Raw genomic sequence first — 19,085 nt, 5'->3', positions numbered from 1 at the left:
CCCCTCGGAGCCCCTAGAGGCTGACGCCCACCGTCACCGGTTCGTTGACGAGGGTGACCCCGAAGGCGTCCTGGACACCGGCGACGACCTCGCGGGCGAGGGCGAGCAGGTCCTCCGTGGTGGCCCGGCCGCGGTTGGTGAGGGCCAGGGTGTGCTTGGTGGAGATACGGGCCGGCCCTGTGCCGTATCCCTTGGTGAAGCCGGCCTTGTCGATCAGCCAGGCCGCCGAAGTCTTGGTGCGGCCCTCCCCGGCCGGGTAGGCGGGCGGTACGGCGTCGGGGCCGAGCCGCTCCGCCACGCGCGCGTGGAACGCGGCGAACTCGGCGTCGGCAAGGATCGGGTTGGTGAAGAAGGACCCGGCGGACCAGGTGTCGTGGTCCTCGGGGTCAAGCACCATGCCCTTGCCCGCGCGCAGCTTGAGGACCGTCTCGCGGGCCGCCTCCAGCGGCACCCGCTCGCCGGGCTCGACGCCGAGGGCGCGGGCCGTCTCGGCGTACCTCAGGGGCGCCGACAGCCCGTCCGCGTCCTCCAGGGCGAGGCGGACGCGCAGCACGACATGGCGCTCGGGGTCGGCCTTGAAGCGGCTGTGGCGGTACGAGAAGTCGCAGTCGGCGCCCGAGAGGGTGACGGTCTCGCGGGTGACCCGGTCGTAGGCGACGACCTCGGTGATCGTCGAGGACACCTCCTGCCCGTACGCACCCACGTTCTGGATGGGCGTCGCGCCGGCGGAACCAGGGATCCCGGCGAGGCACTCGATCCCGGCGAGGCCGGCCTCGACGGTGCGTGCGACGGCGTCGGTCCACACCTCGCCCGCGGCCAGTTCCAGGCGGGTGCCGTCGAGGTCGACGCCGGTCGTGGCGATCCGCAGAGCCGTCCCCGCGAAGCCCTTGTCGCCGATGACCAGGTTCGAGCCGCCGCCGATGACCAGCAGCGGGGTCCCGGCGTCGTCGGCCGCGCGGACGGCGGCGATCACCTCGGCGTCGGTCGTCGCCGTGATCAGCCGGTCCGCGGGACCGCCGAGCCGGAAGGTGGTCAGCGGGGCGAGGGGCGCGTCGTGGATTTCCTGCACCCGCCAAGACTACGAGACAGCACTGACAGCCCCGGCCGACAAGCACCCACGCGCGCGTACGGCCCCGCCGATGAGCTTCGGGGCCGTACGCGCGCGTGCCGCGGTCCTGCGTTCGTTCAGTGGGCGGTGGTCTCCAGCACCGGAGCCGGTTCGGCGGAGTCCTTCGCCGGTGCGGCGCGGCGGGCGGCCGGGATGAGCAGGGCCGCGACACCCGCGAGGGCGACCACCGCCGACCCGACCACCAGGGCGGGCCGGAGTCCGTCGACGAAGGTCTGGCCGGTCTCGTAGCCGCCCTGGGCCGCGAAGATCGAGCCCATGACGGCGATGCCGAGGGCGCCGCCCACCTCCCGCAGGGCGTTGTTGGCCCCGGAGGCGATGCCCTGCTCGCTCGGTCGGACGCTGGACATCACCAGGTTGGCGGCCGGGGCGAAGAACAGGGCCATGCCGACACCGCTGATGATCAGGCCGGGCAGTTGGATGGCGTAGGAGGCGTCCGCGGTGACCACCGTGGCCATGTATCCGAGGCCGACGGCCTGGAGGAAGAGGCCGGTGGCGACGACCGGTCGGCCGCCTATCCGGTCGGAGAGGATGCCGGCGATCGGGGCGACGAGCATCGGCATGCCGGTCCAGGGCAGCATCCGCAGGCCCGCCTCGGTGGGCGAGTAGCCGAGCACGCCCTGCATGTACTGGCTGAGCAGGAAGATCGACCCGAACATGCCGAGGAACATCAGCAGGGAGGCCGCGTTGATTCCGGCGAAGGCGCGGGAGCGGAAGAGCCGCATGGGCAGCATCGGGTTCTTCGCGCGGACGCCGTGGACGACGAAGACGACCAGGAGCGCGCCGCCGGCGACCAGTCCGGTCAGGACGTAGGAGCTGGTCCAGCCGTCGGCCGGGCCGCGTACCAGGCCGTAGACGATGCCGAAGAGGCCGCCGCTGGCGAGCAGGGTGCCGATGACGTCGAGCGGGGCGCCGGTGCCGTGCGACTCGGTGAGCCGCAGCCGGGCGAGCGGCAGCAGGGCGAGGCCCAGCGGAACGTTCAACCAGAAGATCCAGTGCCAGGAGATGTGCTCGGTGAGGCTGCCTCCGATGAGGGGCCCGGAGGCCACCGCGAGCCCGTTCACGGCACCCCAGATGCCGAACGCCATCCCGCGTTTGGCGGCCGGCACGGCCGCGGTGAGCAGGGTCAGCGTCAACGGCATCATGACGGCCGCTCCGACGCCCTGGACGGCGCGGGCGGCGATCAGCGAGTCGATACCGGGTGCCATGGCCGCTGCGGCGGAGGCGCCGGTGAAGACGGTGATCCCGGCGAGGAAGAGCCGGCGTCGGCCGAAGCGGTCGCCGAGGGCGGCGCCGAACATCAGCAGCACGGCGAAGGTGAGCGTGTAGGCGCTCACGGTCCATTCCAGGTCGTCCAGCGCTCCCCCGAGGTCCTTGCGGATGGAGGGAAGTGCGGTGGTGACGACGAGGTTGTCGAGGGCCGCCATGAACCCGGCGACGGAGGTGATGACGAGGGCCCAGACGACCCCGCCGCGTGGTGCGTCGGTCCTGCTCTGTTCGCGTTGCTTGCTCTCCTGTGGTGACATCGTTCCCCCTGTGAGTAGTTATTGATCACTAACTTCGGCGGGCAAAAAAACACACCGCGCCCGTGCACACGCCGTTCAGCTTTCGACCTGGCCAACCTGCCCCTTGATCCGCGCCGAGGGATACATGTCCTGCCAGACCCGGTGTCCGGGCGGAAACCTCATGGCCGCGAGGGTGTTCACGAGCATTCCGTACGCCATGAACGTCGTCGTCTCGTCCCCGAGGGGTACCTGGACGATGTCCCAGAGCTTCATCCAGCCGTCCCGCACGGCCTCGCCGAACTCATGGTCACCCTCGGCCTCGGCGGCGGCGACGGTGACGTGTACCTGCATCTGCATCTGCAGCCGCTCGGGGTGTTCAGTGATCATGCGCGTGTACGCGTTCGCCATGGAGTGCAGGGCCTCTTCGCCCTCCAGCCCCTCGGCGGCCTCCGCGAACACCCGGCACACATCGTTCAGACACTGCCGTGAGGCGGCGGCGAAGATGGCTTTCTTGTCCGGGAAGAGCCGGAAGAGATACGGCTGTGAGACACCCACCCGCTTGGCGATCACTTCGGTGGAGGTGCCGTAGAAGCCCTTCTGGGCGAACTCGGCGATCGCCGCGCGAATGACGCTCTCACGTCGCTCTTCCGCGCTCATCCTGACCATGCGAGTAAGTTAGTACTCAATCACTAACTACGTCAAGGGCGATGCGGCGAGACGAACGAGTAAGGGGCGCCCGCCAATGGCGAACGCCCCTTACCGAAGCCCGGAACCCTCGAACCGCCGTACTCAGCCCAGCCGTACGACGGCCCGCGACATGCCCAGCACCTTCTGGCCGGCGCACATGGCGACGAGGTCGACGCGGACCTTGTTGTCGTCGAGCTTGGCGCCGACCTTGGCGCTGACCTCGATGGTGGCGCCCTGGTCGTCGTTGGGGACGACGACCGGCTTGGTGAAGCGGACGCCGTACTCGACGACCGCTCCCGGGTCACCGACCCAGTCGGTGACGACGCGGATCGCCTCGGCCATCGTGAACATGCCGTGCGCGATGACGTCGGGCAGACCGACCTCGACCGCGAACTTCTCGTTCCAGTGGATGGGGTTGAAGTCCCCGGAGGCGCCCGCGTACTGGACGAGGGTGGCGCGGGTCACGGGAAACGTCTGGGCGGGCAGCTCGGTGCCGACCTCTACGTCGGCGTAGGAGACCCTCGCGGAGTCGTGCGCGAAGCCGTGCGCGGAATTGGCCGTCATGGGTCAGCCCTTCTCGGCCGCGCGGGCGACGAGCTTGGTCCAGGCGGTCACGACATGCTCGCCCGCCTCGTCGTGGACCTCGCCGCGGATGTCGATGATCTCGTTGCCCGCCATGGACTTGATGGTCTCGATGGTCGAGGTGACCGTGAGCCGGTCGCCCGCGCGGACGGGACGGACGTACGCGAACTTCTGGTCGCCGTGCACCACCCGGCTGTAGTCCAGGCCGAGCCGCGGGTCCGCCACGACGTCTCCCGCCGCCTTGAATGTGATCGCGAACACAAACGTCGGCGGGGCGATCACATCGGCGTGACCGAGGGCCTTGGCGGCCTCGGGGTCCGTGTACGCGGGATTGCTGTCCCCCACGGCCTCGGCGAACTCGCGGATCTTCTCCCGGCCGACCTCATAGGGCTCGGTGGGCGGATAGGACCGCCCCACGAAGGACTGGTCGAGCGCCATGGACTCGGCACCTCCTGATGTAACGACGCGAGGCCGCCCCCCAACGAACAGGGGACGGCCTCGACGTACGAGCCTGATTTATCGCGTTTCGCGGTGCGCGGTGTGCGCGTTGCAACGCGGGCAGTGCTTCTTCATCTCCAGTCGGTCCGGGTTGTTACGCCGGTTCTTCTTGGTGATGTAGTTCCGCTCCTTGCACTCCACGCAGGCCAGCGTGATCTTCGGGCGGACGTCGGTGGCAGCCACAGGAGTGCTCCTTGACGAACGGATGGGACGATGAACGCATAAAAGAGTAGCCGATCGAAGGACCGACCCCGCAATCGGCTACTGTCAGTAGCGGTGACCGGACTTGAACCGGTGACACAGCGATTATGAGCCGCTTGCTCTACCGACTGAGCTACACCGCTGTGATGCGATCGGACCCCGTCTTGCGACGGGGACCTTTCACACCAGAGCCCCAATGCGGAATCGAACCGCAGACCTTCTCCTTACCATGGAGACGCTCTACCGACTGAGCTATTGGGGCGAGCGATGAAGACATTACACGCTCGGCTGCCGTTCACCCAAATCCGTTTCGCGGCACCCGCCCTGCCCTGTTCAGGCCCCGGTTCCGCGCTCCGCCGCCCCCTCCTTCCGCGCTCCTCGGGCACTTCTCCGCTGACCCGAAAACCCCCTCCCCCAACAGCCCCGGAGCCCCCTCCCGCAACCCCGTCCCACACCCCCTCGCCAGGTATCTCTCCCGTCCTTCGGACCACACCGGTACGACTATTGCGCTCCTCCGCAACAGGGGCGGATGCCCGCCCTAGGCTCGACTCACTCTGCGTGATCTTGTGTCCCAGGTTGCGCAGCCGCCCCCCGAGCACAGGAGCGCGATGCCCGACAGCCAGCCGCAGCCGCACCACTCCTCGTCCTCCTCGTCCCCCGCCCCCTCCGGGGACCCGGCCGCCCTCCTGCTGTGCGGGGCGCGGCTCACCGACGGCCGGACCGTGGACGTACGGCTGGGTGGCGGTCGCATCGAGGCGGTCGGCACGGTCGGAAGCCTCCGGGCGTACGCCACGCGCGTGGACCTCAGCGGCTACCTCCTCCTGCCGGCCCCCGCCGAACCGCACGCCCATGGCGACACGGCCCTGTCCGCCGACGCCGACGGCCCGGTCTCCTACGACCCGCAGGACGTCCAGCGCCGGGCCACGGAGGCCGCTCTGCTCCAACTCGGCCACGGGGCGACCGCGTTGCGCTCACACGTCCGTATCGGCGACGTATCGGGGCTGGGGGCCCTGGCCGCCGTACTGCGGGCGCGGCGGGCACTGAGCGGCCTCACAGAGCTGACGGCGGTGGCGATGCCGCGCGTGCTGACCGGCGCCGCCGGCGCGGACGGTCTGGCGATGCTGCGGGACGCGGTGAAGATGGGCGCGTCGGTGGTGGGCGGCTGCCCCGACCGCGACCCCGATCCGACGGGCTATGTGGAGGCGGTCCTGGAGCTAGCCTCGGAGCACGGCTGCCCGGTCGACCTGCACACGGACGGCGACGATCCGGCCCGGCTGGCCCGCCTCGCGGCGATGGCGGGCGGCCTGCGCCCCGGTGTGACCATCGGCCCCTGCGGCGGCCTGGGCCGGCTGCCCGCCGAGGCGGCCTCGCGGGCCGCGGACCAACTCGCCGCGGCGGGCGTGACGGTGGTGTGCCTCCCGCAGGGCGGCTGCGGAGGCGCGGAACGCCGCGCCACGGCTCCGGTACGGCTGTTGCGGGCGGCCGGGGTGCGGGTGGCGGCGGGCAGCGGCGCGCTGCGCGACGTGTCGAACCCAGTGGGCCGCGGAGACCCCCTGGAGGCGGCTTATCTGCTCGCCTCCCGGCACGGCCTGCGCCCGGAGGAGGCGTACGACGCCGTGAGCGCGTCGGCGCGGGCCGCGCTCGGTCTGCCCGACGTGCGCGTGGAGGCGGGATTCCCGGCGGAACTGCTGGCGGTACGCGGCGACCGCCTGGCCGGCGCGCTGTCCCTCGCCTACAGCCGGATCGTGGTGCACCGGGGGCGCGTTGTGGCACGCACGAGCGCGGTACGGGAGTACTGCAACACACCTGTGGTGGCGGCGCTGGACCTGCCGCGGCAGGGGCGTACGGAGCCGTCGTGAGGTGAGGAGAGTGTGAGGCTTCGGCAGGGTGGGCGGATGTCGTAAGGGCCGTGCGGCGGACGGGTTCGTCGGGGCGTACGGTCGAAGGCATGCGCATTGTCATCGCTGGAGGACATGGTCAGATCGCGCTGCGGCTGGAGCGTCTGCTCGCCGCGCGCGGTGACGAGGCAGCGGGCATCATCCGCCGCCCCGAACAGGGCGACGATCTGCGGGCCGCCGGCGCGGAACCGGTTGTGTGCGACCTGGAATCGGCTTCGGTCGAGGATGTCGCGGCGCTGCTGCGGGGCGCCGACGCGGCGGTCTTCGCGGCGGGCGCGGGCCCGGGCAGCGGGACGGCCCGCAAGGACACCGTGGACCGGGGCGCGGCGGTCCTGTTCGCTGACGCGGCGGTCCTGGCGGGGGTGCGCAGGCACCTGGTCGTGTCCTCGATGGGCGCGGATCCGGCCCACCGGGGCGACGACGTCTTCGACGTCTACCAGCGCGCGAAGGGCGAGGCGGACGCGTACGTCAGCGGCCTGGACGCGCTCGACTGGACGATCCTGCGCCCCGGCGCCCTGACGAACGACGCGGGCACGGGCCGAGTCCGCCTGGAGGCCCACACGGGGCGCGGCGCGGTCCCGCGCGACGACGTGGCCGCCGTCATCACGGAACTGCTGGACACTCCGGCGACGGCGGGCCTGACGCTGGAGCTGATCGGCGGATCGACACCGATCTCGGTGGCGGTGAAGTCGGTGGCGGGGAACTGAGGACGGGCGGCCGTCCCGGGCCGGAGCTAGAAGAGGGGCAGCTGGCCAGGGAATTCAGGTTGGACGTACCCGTCCAACGAAGGCTGGGCCGCCCCGAGTTCCGCCTGCCGCCGAGACCCCGGACAAGATACGAGCTCACCACTCCCCCGGGCCCCCGCCGGATCGTGCCGCGCGAACCTCCCGGCGACGACAGCGATCTCCCGCCGGCACTCGGGACAGCTCCGGCGACGGGCCGACGACGCGAACGACGGTCGTGAGATCGATGACATGGGGTCACTCTCCCTCATGACGTCAGCAGGCGCCCACAACGAAAAGACCCTCCTTGTCTCTGCGTACTCGCAGAGACAAGGAGGGTCTCCCCAATGTGGCGGCGCGTGGATTCGAACCACGGAAGGCGAAGCCGGCAGATTTACAGTCTGCTCCCTTTGGCCGCTCGGGCACACCGCCAGGGTTTGCTGCCCTTTCGAACCGCTTTTCGGCGGTGCTCCTTGGCAACGACGTAAACGATACCCGATGCACAGGGGTGCTTCGCCACCCGATTGAGCGGCGCTCGGAGGGAAGGGGGTGGCTAGGCTTATGCGGATGCGGCCCCGGACGTACGCCGGGCTCGGCTGCTGCCGCCACGCATGCCGGTACGCACCCCGCAGACCCCGATAAGCACCCGATACAAGGAGCCACAGGACATGGCCGACTCCAGTTTCGACATCGTCTCGAAGGTCGAGCGGCAGGAGGTCGACAACGCCCTCAACCAGACCGCCAAGGAGATCTCCCAGCGCTACGACTTCAAGGGCGTGGGTGCCTCGATCTCGTGGTCCGGCGAGAAGATCCTCATGGAGGCGAACTCCGAGGAACGCGTCAAGGCGGTCCTCGATGTGTTCGAGACCAAGTTGATCAAGCGCGGTATCTCGCTGAAGTCCCTGGACGCCGGTGAGCCCCAGCTCTCCGGCAAGGAGTACAAGCTCTTCGCCTCGATCGAGGAGGGCATCTCCCAGGAGAACGCGAAGAAGGTCGCGAAGATCATCCGTGACGAGGGCCCGAAGGGCGTGAAGGCCCAGGTCCAGGGCGAGGAGCTGCGTGTCAGCTCGAAGAACCGGGACGACCTTCAGGCCGTCATCGCCCTCCTCAAGGGCAAGGACTTCGACTTCGCACTGCAGTTCGTGAACTACCGGTAGTCCAAGAGCGGTTCAGGCGTGGCCGGAGATGGGTGGGCACCCTGCGGTGCCCACCCCACGGCCTTCCGTCGGTGCGGAGCAGGTGCGGGCTCAGTCGCGCGAGTTGCCGAAGAGAATGCGGTACGCGATCAGCAACACCAGCGAGCCGCCGATCGCCGCCGCCCAGGTGGTGCCGTCGTAGAACTGTTTGCTGACGGGGTGGTCGAAGAAACGCGCCGAGATCCAGCCGCCGATGAACGCCCCCGCGACGCCGATGACCGTCGTGCCGATGAAGCCGCCCGGGTCGCGTCCCGGCAGCAGGAACTTGGCGATGGCTCCGGCCAACAGCCCCAGGATGATCCAGCCGATGATGCTCATGCCCTGAACCTGCCCCTCTGTGCTGTGCTCGAACAGTCCCGGCCCTGTGACGTGCGGCGTCGGTCCGTTCTGGTTGGTGCGTTGTTCCCGTTGTGTTGCCGTGTACGACGTCTGCGCTGCACCCGGCGGTTGCAACGGTCAGTAGGGTGCGGCGCATGACACAGCCCGGAGTGGATTCCTCCGCTGAACTGCGACGCACCCTTGGCGTTGGGGACGCCGTGGTCATCGGACTCGGTTCGATGGTCGGCGCCGGCGTCTTCGCAGCCCTGGGACCCGCGGCACGCGTGGCCGGGTCCGGGCTGCTGCTCGGGCTCGGTGTGGCGGCCGTGGTCGCCTACTGCAACGCCATGTCGTCCGCCCGGCTGGCCGCCCTCTATCCCGCTTCCGGCGGCACCTACGTGTACGGGCGTGAGCGCCTCGGCGACTTCTGGGGATATCTGGCGGGCTGGTCGTTCGTCGTCGGGAAAACGGCCTCCTGTGCGGCGATGGCGCTCACCGTCGGCACCTACCTCTGGCCTGGGCAGGCGCACGCGGTGGCGGTCGCGGCCGTGGTGGCGCTGACCGCGGTGAACTACGGCGGTGTCCAGAAGTCCGCCTGGCTGACGCGGGCGATCGTGGCAGTGGTCCTGGCTGTCCTCGCTTCCGTGGTGGTGGTGTCCCTGGGCTCCGACGCCGCTGACGCCGGACGGCTGGAGATCGGCGCCTCCGAGGGTGTCGGCGGTGTCCTTCAGGCGGCCGGTCTGCTGTTCTTCGCCTTCGCCGGGTACGCCCGGATCGCGACCCTCGGTGAAGAGGTACGGGATCCCGCGCGCACCATTCCGCGCGCGATCCCCTCAGCCCTGGGCATCGCTCTGGGGGTGTACGCGGCGGTGGCCGTGGCCGTCCTCTCCGTGCTGGGGTCGGACGGGCTCGGGCACGCGACCGCCCCGCTGGTCGACGCGGTCCGGGCTGCGGGCGTGCCCGGGCTGGTGCCGGTCGTCCGGGTCGGTGCGGCCGTCGCCGCGCTCGGCTCGCTGCTCGCCCTGATCCTGGGCGTCTCACGAACGACGCTGGCCATGGCACGTGACCGTCATCTGCCCGGTGTCCTGGCCGCCGTGCATCCGCGCTTCCAGGTGCCGCACCGGGCCGAACTGGCCGTGGGCGCGGTGGTCGCGGTGCTGGCCGCGACGGTGGATGTCCGGGGTGCTATCGGCTTCTCCTCCTTCGGGGTTCTGGCGTACTACGCGGTGGCCAACGCCTCCGCCTGGACGCTGAGTTCGGCTGCGATGTCCCGGGTGGTGCCGGCGGTGGGGCTCGTCGGCTGTGTGACGCTGGCTTTCGCGCTTCCGTGGGTCTCGGTGGTCGTGGGCGCGGGCGTGCTGGGGCTGGGGGCTGCCGCGTACGGCGTACGACGGTGGTGGTCGGCGTCGCGGTCGTCGGCCGGCCCTCGGCGCTGACGGAACTTGCGTCGGCTACTGCGACTCGGACGGCGGCGTCGCGGTAGCCGTACGTATGCGGAATTCGGGCCAGGGCTCCAGGTCCGTGTCGTCGTTGGACTCCTCGTACCAGCCGGTGCCGTCGAGCCAGGTGTGCAGCCATTCCGCGAGGCCCGGGGCGTCGGTGTACCAGGCGTGGTCGGCGTCGTCGGCGTTCGGCTCGAAGAGCAGGACCGTGCCCTGTGGAGTGCTGCAGTCCACGCAGGCGTACATCCCGCAGCCCCAGTGGGATATCGGCAGGATGCCCTCGGGCCAGGGCCACTCCGGGTCCTTGCGGGCCTCCTGGCGGTTGGCGAGGTACTGGGCGACGGCAGGCGGCTCACCCGCGGGCGGGCTGTCCAGCAGGGGCAACAGACCGTAGGACGGGCCGAATCCGCCGTCTCCTATCCGGAGGTAGAGCGCGGCGAGGAGCGGCGGCAGGGAGAAGCCGAGGGCGGCCTCGGCACGGTCGAGCGTGGCCGGGTCCACGGGGGCGGGGAGTGAAGGCCACCCCCACGGACGGGTGTTGCGGGCCTCGGCCGCCACCCGTGTCAGCAACTGCTCGATCTCGGTCATGGATTCATCATGCAGGCCGCCACTGACAATCGAGCCGGCCTGTGGATAACCCGCGGGCGGGGATGCGATCCCCTCGCCCGGCTGTGGACAAGTGGTCGGGCGGGGACAGTGGCGCCCCGCCCGGCCGTGCTACCAGCGGGAGCTGAACGGCTGGTCCGTCGGCACGATTTCGCGGCCCAGCGGCAGCAGTGAGACGGGGATGAGCTTGAAGTTGGCGATGCCGAACGGGATGCCGATGATCGTGACGCACAGGAGAACGCCGGTGACGACGTGGGCCAGGGCCAGCCACCAGCCGGCGAGGACCAGCCACAGGACGTTGCCGACGCAGGAGGGGGCGCCCGCGTCACGGCGCTCGACCGTCGTACGGCCGAAGGGCCACAGGGCGTACGCACCGATACGGAAAGAGGCGATGCCGAACGGAATGCCGATCACGGTGATGCACAGCAGCACGCCGGCGCCGAGATAGGCGAGGAACAGCCAGAAGCCGCTCAGGACGAGCCAAATGACGTTGAGGATTGTCTTCACTGGTGGCGACCTGCCATCTTTTCGAGCCGGGCGATGCGCTCCGCCATCGGCGGGTGCGTAGAGAACATCTTGGAGAGTCCCTGGCCCGGGCGGAAGGGGTTCGCGATCATCATGTGGCTCGCGGTCTCGAGGCGCGGCTCGGGCGGCAGCGGGAGTTGCTTCGTGCCCGCTTCCAGCTTGCGCAGGGCGCTGGCGAGGGCCAGGGGGTCGCCGGTGAGCTGGGCGCCCGACGCGTCGGCCTCGTACTCCCTGGAGCGGCTGATGGCCAGTTGGATGAGGCTGGCCGCGAGTGGGCCCAGGATCATGATCATCAGCATGCCGAGGATGCCGGGACCGTCCTCGTCGTTCGAGCGGCCGATCGGGATCAGCCAGGCGAAGTTGACCAGGAACATGATCACGGAGGCCAGTGCGCCGGCGACCGACGAGATGAGGATGTCGCGGTTGTAGACATGGCTCAGCTCGTGGCCGATGACGCCGCGCAGCTCGCGCTCGTCCAGGATGTGCAGGATGCCGTCGGTGCAGCAGACGGCCGCGTTGCGCGGATTGCGTCCCGTCGCGAACGCGTTGGGTGCTTCGGTCGGTGAGATGTACAGGCGCGGCATGGGCTGGCGGGCCTGCGTGGAGAGGTCCCGGACCATGCGGTACAGGGCCGGGGCCTCGAATTCGCTCACCGGGCGGGCGCGCATCGCGCGTAGAGCCAGTTTGTCGCTGTTCCAGTACGCGTACGCGTTCGTGCCGATCGCGACGAAGAGTGCGATCACCAGGCCTGTACGGCCGAAGAAGCTGCCGATGACGATGATGAGTGCGGACAGTCCCCCGAGGAGAAGGGCTGTCCTGAGCCCGTTGTGCCGGCGGTGCACGGTACGCCCTCCAAGTAGTGCGGCAGGGGAACCCTGGTGTCAGGTCCAGTGGACCCTTCTGTACTGGTCAACGCCAGGCGGGGATGCGCAGTTCCCTTGCGCGCGCCCGGGCGCGCGTGGCCCGTTCGGGTGAGGTCCACGCGCGCGTGCGGGCCGCGGGGGTCAGAAGAGGCCGGTATCGGCGAACCGCAGTACCAGTTGGGGGGCGCCGGAGAGGGCGATGCCGAGAACGGCGGTCAGGGCGATCGCCGCTGTGAGGGGAGCCGGGGCGCGGTGGTGTTCCTCGTCTCCTTCGGGGGCGCGGAAGAGCAGGGCCGTCCACTGGAGGTAGTAGAAGAGGGCGATCACCACGTTGACGGCCATGATGACGGCCAGCCAGCCGAGTCCGGCGTCGACGGCCGCGGAGAAGACGGTGACCTTCGCGAAGAGGCCGATGATGCCCGGCGGCAGTCCGGCGAGGCACAGCAGGAAGAACCCCAGGACGAGCGCCGGCAGGGGGCGGGTGGCGTACAGGCCTCGGTAGTCGTTGACGCGGTTCAGGGGCTTCGTACGGGCCACCAGGGCCGCCACCGCGAAGGCGCCGAGGTTCACGGCGGCGTACATGAGGGCGTACGCGACGGTGGAGCCGATCGACTTCTGGGCGTCGTCGGAGTACGCGGCGGCGGCGATCGGGACCAGGAGGTAGCCGGCCTGGCCTACGGAGGACCAGGCGAGCAGGCGTACGGCGCTGTACGCGCGCGTGGACTGCTGGCGCAGCGCGCCGACGTTGCCGACGGTCATGGTGAGCGCGGCGAGGGCTGCCAGTGCCGGGCCCCAGACATCGGCGTACGACGGAAAGGCGACGACGGTGACGAGGATCAGGCCGGAGAAGCCGACGGCCTTGCCGACGACGGACAGATAGGCGGCGATCGGCAGGGGCGCCCCCACGTACGTGTCGGGGACCCAGAAGTGGAAGGGCACGGCGGCCGTTTTGAAGGCGAAGCCGATGAGGGTGAGGACGACGCCTGCCTGGGCGAGGGTGTGAAGCTGCGGGTCGACGTGCTGGATCCGGTCGGCGATCTCGGTGAGGTAGAGGGTGCCGGTGGACGCGTACACGAAGCTGATGCCCAGGAGGCTGACCGCGGTCGCCGTCACGGACGACAGGAAGAACTTCAGGGCCGCTTCGGAGGACTTCCGGTCGCCGTGCCGGATGCCGACGAGGGCGAAGGCGGGCAGGGAGGCGACCTCCAGGGCGACGATCAGCGTCGCGAGGTCGCGCGAGGCGGGCAGCAGGGCCGCTCCGGCCGCGGAGGACAGCAGCAGGAACCAGAACTCCCCTTCGGGGAGTACTCGGTCGGCGTCCTTGAGGGCGGTGACCGAGAGGAGCGCGGCGAGCAGTGCGCCGCCGAGCACCAGGAACTGGATGACGAGGGTGAAGCGGTCGGCCGTGTAGCTGCACACGTCCGTGCCGCCGGTGAGGCAGAAGGTGGAGCGGTCGCCGTCCAGCAGCGGCAGCAGCAGGAGGGCGGAGGCAGCCAGGCCGGCGACCGAGGTCCACCCGAGGAGTGCCTTTCTGCTGTCGCCGAGGAACAGGTCCATGACCAGCACGGCGAGTCCCACGAGGGCGGCGACGGTGGGCGGTGCGATGGCGAGCCAGTCGACGGACTGGACGACGGACTGAGCCGCGGACTGGGCCAGGGAGCTCATCGGGGGCCTCCTGAGAGGAGCTGCTGGACGGCCGGGTCGGTCAGGCCGAGGAGGGCCTTCGGCCACAGTCCGGCGACGACGGTGAGGGCGACGAGCGGGGTCCAGGCTGCGAATTCGTACGTCTGCACGTCGGCGAGCCGGGGGGCGTCCGGCTCCGGGGCCGCGCCCATGCAGACGCGGCGTACGACGACGAGCATGTACGCGGCGGTGAGGAGGGTCCCGAACGCGGCGATCGCCGTGAAGGTGAGAAAGGCGGGGCGGCTGAGGTCGTCGGCGGGGTTGAAGGCGCCGAACAGGGCGAGCATCTCGCCCCAGAACCCGGCGAGGCCGGGCAGTCCGAGCGAGGCGACGGCGGCGAAGGCCAGAAGGCCGCCGAGGCGCGGGGCACGGCCGTAGAGGGCGGCGCCGGTGCGGTCGGCGAGGGTGTCGAGGTCGGTGGTGCCCGTGCGGTCCTTCAGCGCGCCGACCAGGAAGAAGAGGAGGCCGGTGATGAGGCCGTGGGCGATGTTGGCGAAGAGCGCGCCGTTCACGCCGGTCGGGGTCATGGTGGCGATGCCGAGCAGGACGAAGCCCATGTGGCCGACGGAGGAGTAGGCGATGAGCCGTTTGAGGTCGCCCTTCGCACCCCTTCGGGCGAGGGCCAGGCAGGCCAGGGAACCGTAGATGATCCCGACGACAGCGAAGGCGGCGAGGTAGGGCGCGAAGGTCCGGAATCCGTCGGGCGCGACCGGCAGCAGGATGCGCACGAACCCGTACGTGCCCATCTTCAGCAGGACTCCCGCCAGCAGGACCGAGCCGACGGTCGGGGCGGCGGTGTGGGCGTCCGGCAGCCAGCTGTGCAGCGGCCACATCGGGGTCTTGACCGCGAGCCCGATCCCGATCGCCAAAACGGCGGTGACCTGCACTGTTGTACTCAGGCCCGAGCCGTTGTCAGTGGCGAGTGCCATGATGTCGAACGTGCCCGCTCTGGTCCCGATCAGGAGCAGGCCCAACAGCATGACCACGGATCCGAGCAGGGTGTAGAGGATGAACTTCCAGGCCGCCCGGGTCCGTTGCTCACCGCCCCAGCGGGCGATCAGGAAGTACATCGGGATGAGCACCATCTCGAAGGCAAGGAAGAACAGCAGCAGGTCGAGGACGGCGAAGGTGGCGAGGGTGCCGGACTCCAGGACGAGGAGGAGTGCGACGAAGGCCTTCGGGGAGGGGCCGGAGGGCAGCTTGAAGTAGGAGTAGAGCGCGCAGAGGAAGGTGAGGAGCGCGCTCAGGACAAGAAGGGGGAGGGAAATGCCGTCGACGCCGAGGTGGATCCGCACGTCGAGTGCGGGGATCCAGCTGATGTCGGTCGTGGCCTGCATCTTCGACGGGTGGTCGTGGTTGAAGCCGAGCGCCAGGGCGATCGCGGCGACGAGCACCACGCCGGTGACGGTCACGCCGTGCCGCAGCACGGCCTGTTCCGGCGACTTCCCCTTCAGCCCGGGCGGGGCCGGCAGGAGAGCGGCGACGGCTCCGATCAGCGGGCCCACGACGAGGAATGCCAGAAGGAACTGCATCACTGACTCGTTGATATCGATCACGCCTGCTCACGCTCCCGTGGCGACGAGGAGGACGGCGACCACCAGGACGACGGTGCCGGCGAGCAGCGCGCTCACATAGGTCTGGACGTTGCCGGTCTGGGCGCGCCGTACGGCGGTACCCAGCAGGCGGGGCACGGCACTGGCACCGCGTACGTAGGTGTCGACGACCTCACGGTCGAGGAACCGGACGAGGGTCGCGCCGGCCTGGACCGGGCGGACGAACAGCGCCGTGTACAGCGCGTCCAGGTGGAAGCCGACGGCCGCGTGGCGGTGCAACGGGCCGAGCAGGAGGCGGCCGGGGTCCGCCGGGTCGGGTGCGCCGGCCATGTCTCCGTAGGCGGGGGTGTGGGTGGCGATGGCCTCGGCCTCGACCAGGCCGCCGTCGGCGTCCGGGTGGGCGGCGACCGCGCCCAGGGGGACTCGGGCCGCCGTCGCGGTGGTGTGGCGCCAGGCTCCGTAGGTGACGATGCCGCCGACCAGGGCCACTCCCGTGCCGAGGACGGAAGTGGTGAGGGTCGGGTTCAGGTCGTGGCCGTCGAACCAGTCGGGCAGCCTGCCGTAGGCGAACCCGCCCAGGGCGAGGGACGGGACCGCGAGCACCCAGAGCACCGCGGTCATCGCGACGGGCTGCCTGCCGTGGTCGGGGGCGTCGGGGCCGCGGCCACGGAAGGCGAGCAGCCACAGGCGGGTGGCGTAGGCCGCGGTGAGCAGGGCCGAGACCAGGCCGGAGATGAGGACGATCCAGCCGGCGGCCTCGGGGATGCCCTCGCCCTGGCCGGCGGTGACGTGTTCGGCGGCGCCGAGGACGGACTCCTTGGAGAAGAAGCCGCTGAAGGGCGGGATCGCGGCGAGGGCCAGGAGCGCCACGGTCATCGTCCAGTAGGCGTCGGGGACGCGGTCGCGCAGGTGGCCCATGCGGGACATGGCGGCCAGCGAGTTGGTGCCGGCGGCGTGGATGATCACGCCGGCGGCGAGGAAGAGCAGCGCCTTGAAGGCGCCGTGGGTGAGGAGGTGGAAGACGGCGGCACCGCGGTCGCCGACGGCGAGGGCGCCGGTCATGTAGCCGAGCTGGCCGATCGTCGAGTAGGCGAGGACGCGCTTGATGTCGTCCTGGGCGAGGGCGGCGAGGGCGGAGCCGGCCATCGTGACGGCGGCCATGACGGCGAGGACGACCAGTGCGGCCGCGGAGGCCGCGAAGACCGGGAGGAGGCGGGCGATGAAGTAGACACCGGCGGCGACCATCGTCGCGGCGTGGATCAGCGCGGAGACGGGAGTGGGGCCCGCCATCGCGTCGGGGAGCCAGGTGTGCAGCGGGAACTGCGCCGACTTGCCCGCCACGCCGGCCAGGAGCAGCAGGGCGACCAGCGTCGGGTGGTCGAGTCCACCGGTCGCGACGGTGGCGAGGATCTTCGTGATCCGGAAGGACCCGGCGTCGGTGGCCAGCGCGAACAGGCCGATCAGGAAGGGGACATCACCGAGTTTGGTGACGAGGAAGGCTTTGAGGGAGGCGGCGCGGGCTTCCGGCGTCTCCCAGTAGTGGCCGACCAGGAAGTAGGAGCAGATGCCCATGATCTCCCAGCCGACCAGCAGCACCATCAGGTCGCCGGAGTAGACGACGAGCAGCATCGCGGAGGTGAAGAGGGAGACGAGAGCGGCGTACGAGGGGTAGCGCGGGTCGTCGCGCAGGTAGCCCGTCGAGTAGATCTGCACGCAGGTCGCGACGAGGGCGACCAGGACGGCGACGAGGGCGGCGAAGCCGTCGATGTGCAGGGCGAGTTCGACGGGGACCGAGCCGGTGGGGGTGAGTTCGGTGGTGGCGTCGACGGCCCGGTCGCCGCCCTGGCGTGCGGCGACGATCACGGCGAAGGCGAGTGCCGTGAGGGGCGGCAGTACGGCGAGGGGGCGTACGAAGCCGGGGGCGGTGCGGCCCAGGAGCAGGCCGGCCGCGGCGCCCAGGAACGGGAGGAGGGGGACGAGGACGGCGAGGGTGGTCGTGGTCACGCGGTGGCCTCAGCCTTCTCGTCTTCCGTGAGGGCGGCTTCGTCGGGGCCGTGCGGCTCGGCGGTGTCGCGGAGCTTGTCGATGTCCGCGGTGCCGCGGCCCCGGTGGACGGCGAGGACGATCGCCAGGCCGATGCCGATCTCGGCGGCGGCGATGGCGATGGTGAACAGGGTGAGGGCCTGCCCGGAGTGCAGGGTCTCCCGGGCGGTCCTGCTGAGCCAGACGTCGAAGGCGACGAGGTTGAGGTTGACGGCGTTGAGCATCAGCTCGACGGACATCAGGACCAGGATCGCGTTGCGGCGGGCCAGAACGCCGTAGAGGCCGGTGCAGAAGAGGAGGGCGGAGAGTACGGCGGGATAGGCGAGGTGCATCAGCGGGCGCCTTCCTGCTCGGCCGGGTCGGTTCGCTCGATCGGGTGATTCCGGGAATCCGGGACAGATGGGGAACCATCGGTCGCGGCCCGGGAGTTCACAGGGGGAGAGCTCGACTCCGCCTTCGACTTGCGGGACAGGACGATCGCCCCGACCAGGGCCGCGAGGAGAAGGACGGAGAGGGCCTCGAAGGGGAGGACCCAGTTCTGGAAGAGGCTCGCGCCGGTGACGGCGGTGGAGCCGGCGGGGGCGCCGTCCAGGTCGATCCACGTCGTGCGGAAGGCGTCGACGACCACCCAGACCAGTGCGGCGGCGGAGGCGACGGCCACGGCGAGGGCGGCCCACCTGTTGCCGGAGTCGGCGTCCGGGGAGCGGCCGATGGGGGCCTTGGTGAGCATCAGACCGAAGAGGAGGAGAACGACGATGGATCCGACGTAGATGAGGACCTGTACCCAGGCGATGAACTCGGCCGTGAGGAGGAGGTATTCGACGGCGAGGCCGCCGAGGGCCACCACCAGCCACAGGGCGGCGTGCACCAGCTGCCGGGTGGTGACGGTGACGAGGGCGGCGCCGAAGGTGACGAGGCCGACGAGGAGGAAGGCGATCTCGACGCCGGTCGGGGAGAGGAAGCCGTGGGTTTCGGAGGTGGCGGTCGTGGCGTGCGCCGCGGTGGTGGCTGCGGTGAGGGTCACGAGTCTCCTCCCTGGGGATCGGCGGGCTCGGTCGACTCGGTGGGCTCGGCAGTCTGGGCCTGCGTCGCGGCGGCCAGCTTCTCCGCGGTCTTGCGGGCTGCGGCGATCTCCTTCGGTTCCTCGGCGGCGGGGTCGAGGGCGGGTGGGGCCGGGACCGTCCACATCCACTCGCGGAGCTTGTCGCGTTCGTGGGTGAGTTCGTGGATGTCGGTCTCGGCGTACTCGAACTCCGGGGACCAGAAGAGGGCGTCGAAGGGACACACCTCGATGCAGATACCGCAGTACATGCAGAGGGAGAAGTCGATGGCGAAACGGTCGAGGACGTTACGGCTGCGCTCGCGGCCACCGGGGGCGGCGGCCGGGACCGTCTCCTTGTGGGAGTCGATGTAGATGCACCAGTCGGGGCACTCGCGGGCGCACAGCATGCAGACTGTGCAGTTCTCCTCGAAGAGGCCGATGACTCCGCGTGAGCGGGGCGGGAGGTCGGGCTGGGCGTCCGGGTACTGCGCGGTGACGGTCTTCTTCGTCATCGTGCGGAGGGTGACGGCCAGGCCCTTGGCCAGGCCGAGGCCGGGGATGCGGGACCCGGCGGGCGGGAGAGGTTCAGCCATGG

The 19,085-nt window shown here is 70.4% G+C and carries 21 protein-coding genes and 3 tRNA genes; 4 read left to right on the top strand and 20 right to left on the bottom strand.

Going from position 1 to position 19,085, the window contains the following annotated elements; translation table 11 throughout:
• Positions 1 to 13: 13 nt before the first annotated feature.
• The 8 genes from ABZ855_RS03300 to ABZ855_RS03265 all read right to left on the bottom strand — a co-directional run bounded on the left by ABZ855_RS03300 (position 14) and on the right by ABZ855_RS03265 (position 4,861).
• The gene (locus ABZ855_RS03300; protein WP_360800076.1) at positions 14 to 1,069 is read right to left on the bottom strand and encodes a UDP-N-acetylmuramate dehydrogenase; all 1,056 of its coding nucleotides are present in this window, start codon (positions 1,067 to 1,069) and stop codon (positions 14 to 16) included.
• Between the two features lie 116 nt (positions 1,070 to 1,185).
• A complete protein-coding gene (locus tag ABZ855_RS03295; RefSeq protein WP_360800073.1) occupies positions 1,186 to 2,652 on the bottom strand; it encodes an MFS transporter in 1,467 nt (488 codons plus the stop codon).
• 75 nt (positions 2,653 to 2,727) lie between these two features.
• The gene (locus ABZ855_RS03290) at positions 2,728 to 3,297 is read right to left on the bottom strand and encodes a TetR/AcrR family transcriptional regulator (protein WP_360800070.1); all 570 of its coding nucleotides are present in this window, start codon (positions 3,295 to 3,297) and stop codon (positions 2,728 to 2,730) included.
• Between the two features lie 123 nt (positions 3,298 to 3,420).
• Entirely contained in the window at positions 3,421 to 3,882 is a 462-nt protein-coding gene (locus ABZ855_RS03285; RefSeq protein WP_360800067.1) for a MaoC family dehydratase, read from the bottom strand.
• A gap of 3 nt (positions 3,883 to 3,885) precedes the next feature.
• Entirely contained in the window at positions 3,886 to 4,338 is a 453-nt protein-coding gene (locus ABZ855_RS03280; RefSeq protein WP_360800064.1) for a MaoC family dehydratase N-terminal domain-containing protein, read from the bottom strand.
• Between the two features lie 78 nt (positions 4,339 to 4,416).
• Entirely contained in the window at positions 4,417 to 4,581 is a 165-nt protein-coding gene (gene rpmG / locus ABZ855_RS03275) for a 50S ribosomal protein L33 (protein WP_003948671.1), read from the bottom strand.
• 88 nt (positions 4,582 to 4,669) lie between these two features.
• A tRNA-Met gene (locus ABZ855_RS03270) sits at positions 4,670 to 4,742 on the bottom strand.
• A 46-nt stretch (positions 4,743 to 4,788) separates the two neighbouring features.
• Positions 4,789 to 4,861, bottom strand: a tRNA-Thr gene (locus tag ABZ855_RS03265).
• Between the two features lie 346 nt (positions 4,862 to 5,207).
• Between ABZ855_RS03265 and ABZ855_RS03260 the strand changes: the two genes are divergently transcribed.
• Both ABZ855_RS03260 and ABZ855_RS03255 read left to right on the top strand, forming a co-directional pair.
• Complete coding sequence (locus tag ABZ855_RS03260) at positions 5,208 to 6,458, top strand: amidohydrolase family protein (RefSeq protein ID WP_360800059.1); 1,251 nt, start codon at positions 5,208 to 5,210, stop codon at positions 6,456 to 6,458.
• Between the two features lie 89 nt (positions 6,459 to 6,547).
• Positions 6,548 to 7,204 carry an NAD(P)H-binding protein gene (locus tag ABZ855_RS03255; RefSeq protein WP_360800056.1) on the top strand — a complete coding sequence of 219 codons (657 nt, stop codon included), beginning with the start codon at positions 6,548 to 6,550 and terminating at the stop codon, positions 7,202 to 7,204.
• A gap of 26 nt (positions 7,205 to 7,230) precedes the next feature.
• Here ABZ855_RS03255 and ABZ855_RS03250 read toward each other — a convergent pair whose 3' ends face one another.
• A complete protein-coding gene (locus tag ABZ855_RS03250; protein ID WP_360800053.1) occupies positions 7,231 to 7,473 on the bottom strand; it encodes a hypothetical protein in 243 nt (80 codons plus the stop codon).
• A 96-nt stretch (positions 7,474 to 7,569) separates the two neighbouring features.
• Positions 7,570 to 7,651: transfer RNA gene (locus ABZ855_RS03245), tRNA-Tyr, on the bottom strand.
• A gap of 236 nt (positions 7,652 to 7,887) precedes the next feature.
• On the opposite strand from ABZ855_RS03245, the gene ABZ855_RS03240 reads away from it, so the two are divergent.
• Positions 7,888 to 8,376 carry a YajQ family cyclic di-GMP-binding protein gene (locus tag ABZ855_RS03240; RefSeq protein WP_360800050.1) on the top strand — a complete coding sequence of 163 codons (489 nt, stop codon included), beginning with the start codon at positions 7,888 to 7,890 and terminating at the stop codon, positions 8,374 to 8,376.
• A gap of 90 nt (positions 8,377 to 8,466) precedes the next feature.
• Here the strand turns inward: ABZ855_RS03240 and ABZ855_RS03235 are convergent, their stop codons facing one another.
• Positions 8,467 to 8,733, bottom strand: coding sequence for a GlsB/YeaQ/YmgE family stress response membrane protein (locus ABZ855_RS03235; protein ID WP_360800047.1), 267 nt, complete (start codon positions 8,731 to 8,733; stop codon positions 8,467 to 8,469).
• 155 nt (positions 8,734 to 8,888) lie between these two features.
• Between ABZ855_RS03235 and ABZ855_RS03230 the strand changes: the two genes are divergently transcribed.
• Complete coding sequence (locus ABZ855_RS03230; protein WP_360800044.1) at positions 8,889 to 10,169, top strand: APC family permease; 1,281 nt, start codon at positions 8,889 to 8,891, stop codon at positions 10,167 to 10,169.
• Between the two features lie 15 nt (positions 10,170 to 10,184).
• Here ABZ855_RS03230 and ABZ855_RS03225 read toward each other — a convergent pair whose 3' ends face one another.
• From ABZ855_RS03225 to ABZ855_RS03185, 9 genes are all read right to left on the bottom strand, one after another.
• Positions 10,185 to 10,763: an SMI1/KNR4 family protein gene (locus tag ABZ855_RS03225; RefSeq protein ID WP_360800041.1), complete on the bottom strand. Its 579-nt coding sequence runs from the start codon at positions 10,761 to 10,763 to the stop codon at positions 10,185 to 10,187.
• Between the two features lie 129 nt (positions 10,764 to 10,892).
• Positions 10,893 to 11,288 (bottom strand): YccF domain-containing protein, encoded by a 396-nt coding sequence (locus tag ABZ855_RS03220; protein ID WP_360800038.1) that lies wholly within the window; start codon positions 11,286 to 11,288, stop codon positions 10,893 to 10,895.
• The gene (htpX, locus tag ABZ855_RS03215; protein WP_360800035.1) at positions 11,285 to 12,148 is read right to left on the bottom strand and encodes a zinc metalloprotease HtpX; all 864 of its coding nucleotides are present in this window, start codon (positions 12,146 to 12,148) and stop codon (positions 11,285 to 11,287) included. Before htpX ends, ABZ855_RS03220 begins: the two co-directional genes overlap by 4 nt.
• Before the next feature lie 162 nt (positions 12,149 to 12,310).
• Positions 12,311 to 13,834: an NADH-quinone oxidoreductase subunit N gene (locus ABZ855_RS03210; RefSeq protein WP_360800032.1), complete on the bottom strand. Its 1,524-nt coding sequence runs from the start codon at positions 13,832 to 13,834 to the stop codon at positions 12,311 to 12,313.
• Entirely contained in the window at positions 13,831 to 15,408 is a 1,578-nt protein-coding gene (locus ABZ855_RS03205) for an NADH-quinone oxidoreductase subunit M (protein WP_360800029.1), read from the bottom strand. The genes ABZ855_RS03210 and ABZ855_RS03205 overlap by 4 nt, the downstream gene beginning before the upstream one ends.
• Positions 15,409 to 15,414: 6 nt before the next feature.
• Positions 15,415 to 17,409, bottom strand: coding sequence for an NADH-quinone oxidoreductase subunit L (locus ABZ855_RS03200; protein WP_360800026.1), 1,995 nt, complete (start codon positions 17,407 to 17,409; stop codon positions 15,415 to 15,417).
• Complete coding sequence (nuoK, locus tag ABZ855_RS03195; protein ID WP_360800023.1) at positions 17,406 to 17,780, bottom strand: NADH-quinone oxidoreductase subunit NuoK; 375 nt, start codon at positions 17,778 to 17,780, stop codon at positions 17,406 to 17,408. The genes ABZ855_RS03200 and nuoK overlap by 4 nt, the downstream gene beginning before the upstream one ends.
• Positions 17,780 to 18,472: an NADH-quinone oxidoreductase subunit J gene (locus tag ABZ855_RS03190; RefSeq protein ID WP_360800020.1), complete on the bottom strand. Its 693-nt coding sequence runs from the start codon at positions 18,470 to 18,472 to the stop codon at positions 17,780 to 17,782. Before ABZ855_RS03190 ends, nuoK begins: the two co-directional genes overlap by 1 nt.
• Positions 18,469 to 19,083: an NADH-quinone oxidoreductase subunit I gene (locus ABZ855_RS03185; protein WP_360800017.1), complete on the bottom strand. Its 615-nt coding sequence runs from the start codon at positions 19,081 to 19,083 to the stop codon at positions 18,469 to 18,471. The genes ABZ855_RS03190 and ABZ855_RS03185 overlap by 4 nt, the downstream gene beginning before the upstream one ends.
• Between the last annotated feature and the right edge of the window lie 2 nt (positions 19,084 to 19,085).

It is taken from the genome of Streptomyces sp. NPDC047042 (assembly GCF_040644035.1).
Taxonomy (GTDB): Bacteria; Actinomycetota; Actinomycetes; order Streptomycetales; family Streptomycetaceae; genus Streptomyces.
Note: the sequence above shows the minus strand (reverse complement) of the source record. Positions and strands in the feature narration are given on the sequence as shown.

Bases quoted from the DNA above. Each gene is read 5' to 3' on its own strand.
- ABZ855_RS03225 (WP_360800041.1), bottom strand. From the start codon at position 10,763: ATGACCGAGATCGAGCAGTTGCTGACACGGGTGGCGGCCGAGGCCCGC.
- ABZ855_RS03295 (WP_360800073.1), bottom strand. From the start codon at position 2,652: ATGTCACCACAGGAGAGCAAGCAACGCGAACAGAGCAGGACCGACGCA.
- ABZ855_RS03285 (WP_360800067.1), bottom strand. From the start codon at position 3,882: ATGACGGCCAATTCCGCGCACGGCTTCGCGCACGACTCCGCGAGGGTC.
- ABZ855_RS03235 (WP_360800047.1), bottom strand. From the start codon at position 8,733: ATGAGCATCATCGGCTGGATCATCCTGGGGCTGTTGGCCGGAGCCATC.
- ABZ855_RS03260 (WP_360800059.1), top strand. From the start codon at position 5,208: ATGCCCGACAGCCAGCCGCAGCCGCACCACTCCTCGTCCTCCTCGTCC.
- ABZ855_RS03255 (WP_360800056.1), top strand. From the start codon at position 6,548: ATGCGCATTGTCATCGCTGGAGGACATGGTCAGATCGCGCTGCGGCTG.
- ABZ855_RS03230 (WP_360800044.1), top strand. From the start codon at position 8,889: ATGACACAGCCCGGAGTGGATTCCTCCGCTGAACTGCGACGCACCCTT.
- nuoK (WP_360800023.1), bottom strand. From the start codon at position 17,780: ATGCACCTCGCCTATCCCGCCGTACTCTCCGCCCTCCTCTTCTGCACC.
- ABZ855_RS03280 (WP_360800064.1), bottom strand. From the start codon at position 4,338: ATGGCGCTCGACCAGTCCTTCGTGGGGCGGTCCTATCCGCCCACCGAG.
- ABZ855_RS03210 (WP_360800032.1), bottom strand. From the start codon at position 13,834: ATGAGCTCCCTGGCCCAGTCCGCGGCTCAGTCCGTCGTCCAGTCCGTC.
- ABZ855_RS03250 (WP_360800053.1), bottom strand. From the start codon at position 7,473: ATGTCATCGATCTCACGACCGTCGTTCGCGTCGTCGGCCCGTCGCCGG.
- ABZ855_RS03290 (WP_360800070.1), bottom strand. From the start codon at position 3,297: ATGGTCAGGATGAGCGCGGAAGAGCGACGTGAGAGCGTCATTCGCGCG.
- ABZ855_RS03185 (WP_360800017.1), bottom strand. From the start codon at position 19,083: ATGGCTGAACCTCTCCCGCCCGCCGGGTCCCGCATCCCCGGCCTCGGC.
- ABZ855_RS03240 (WP_360800050.1), top strand. From the start codon at position 7,888: ATGGCCGACTCCAGTTTCGACATCGTCTCGAAGGTCGAGCGGCAGGAG.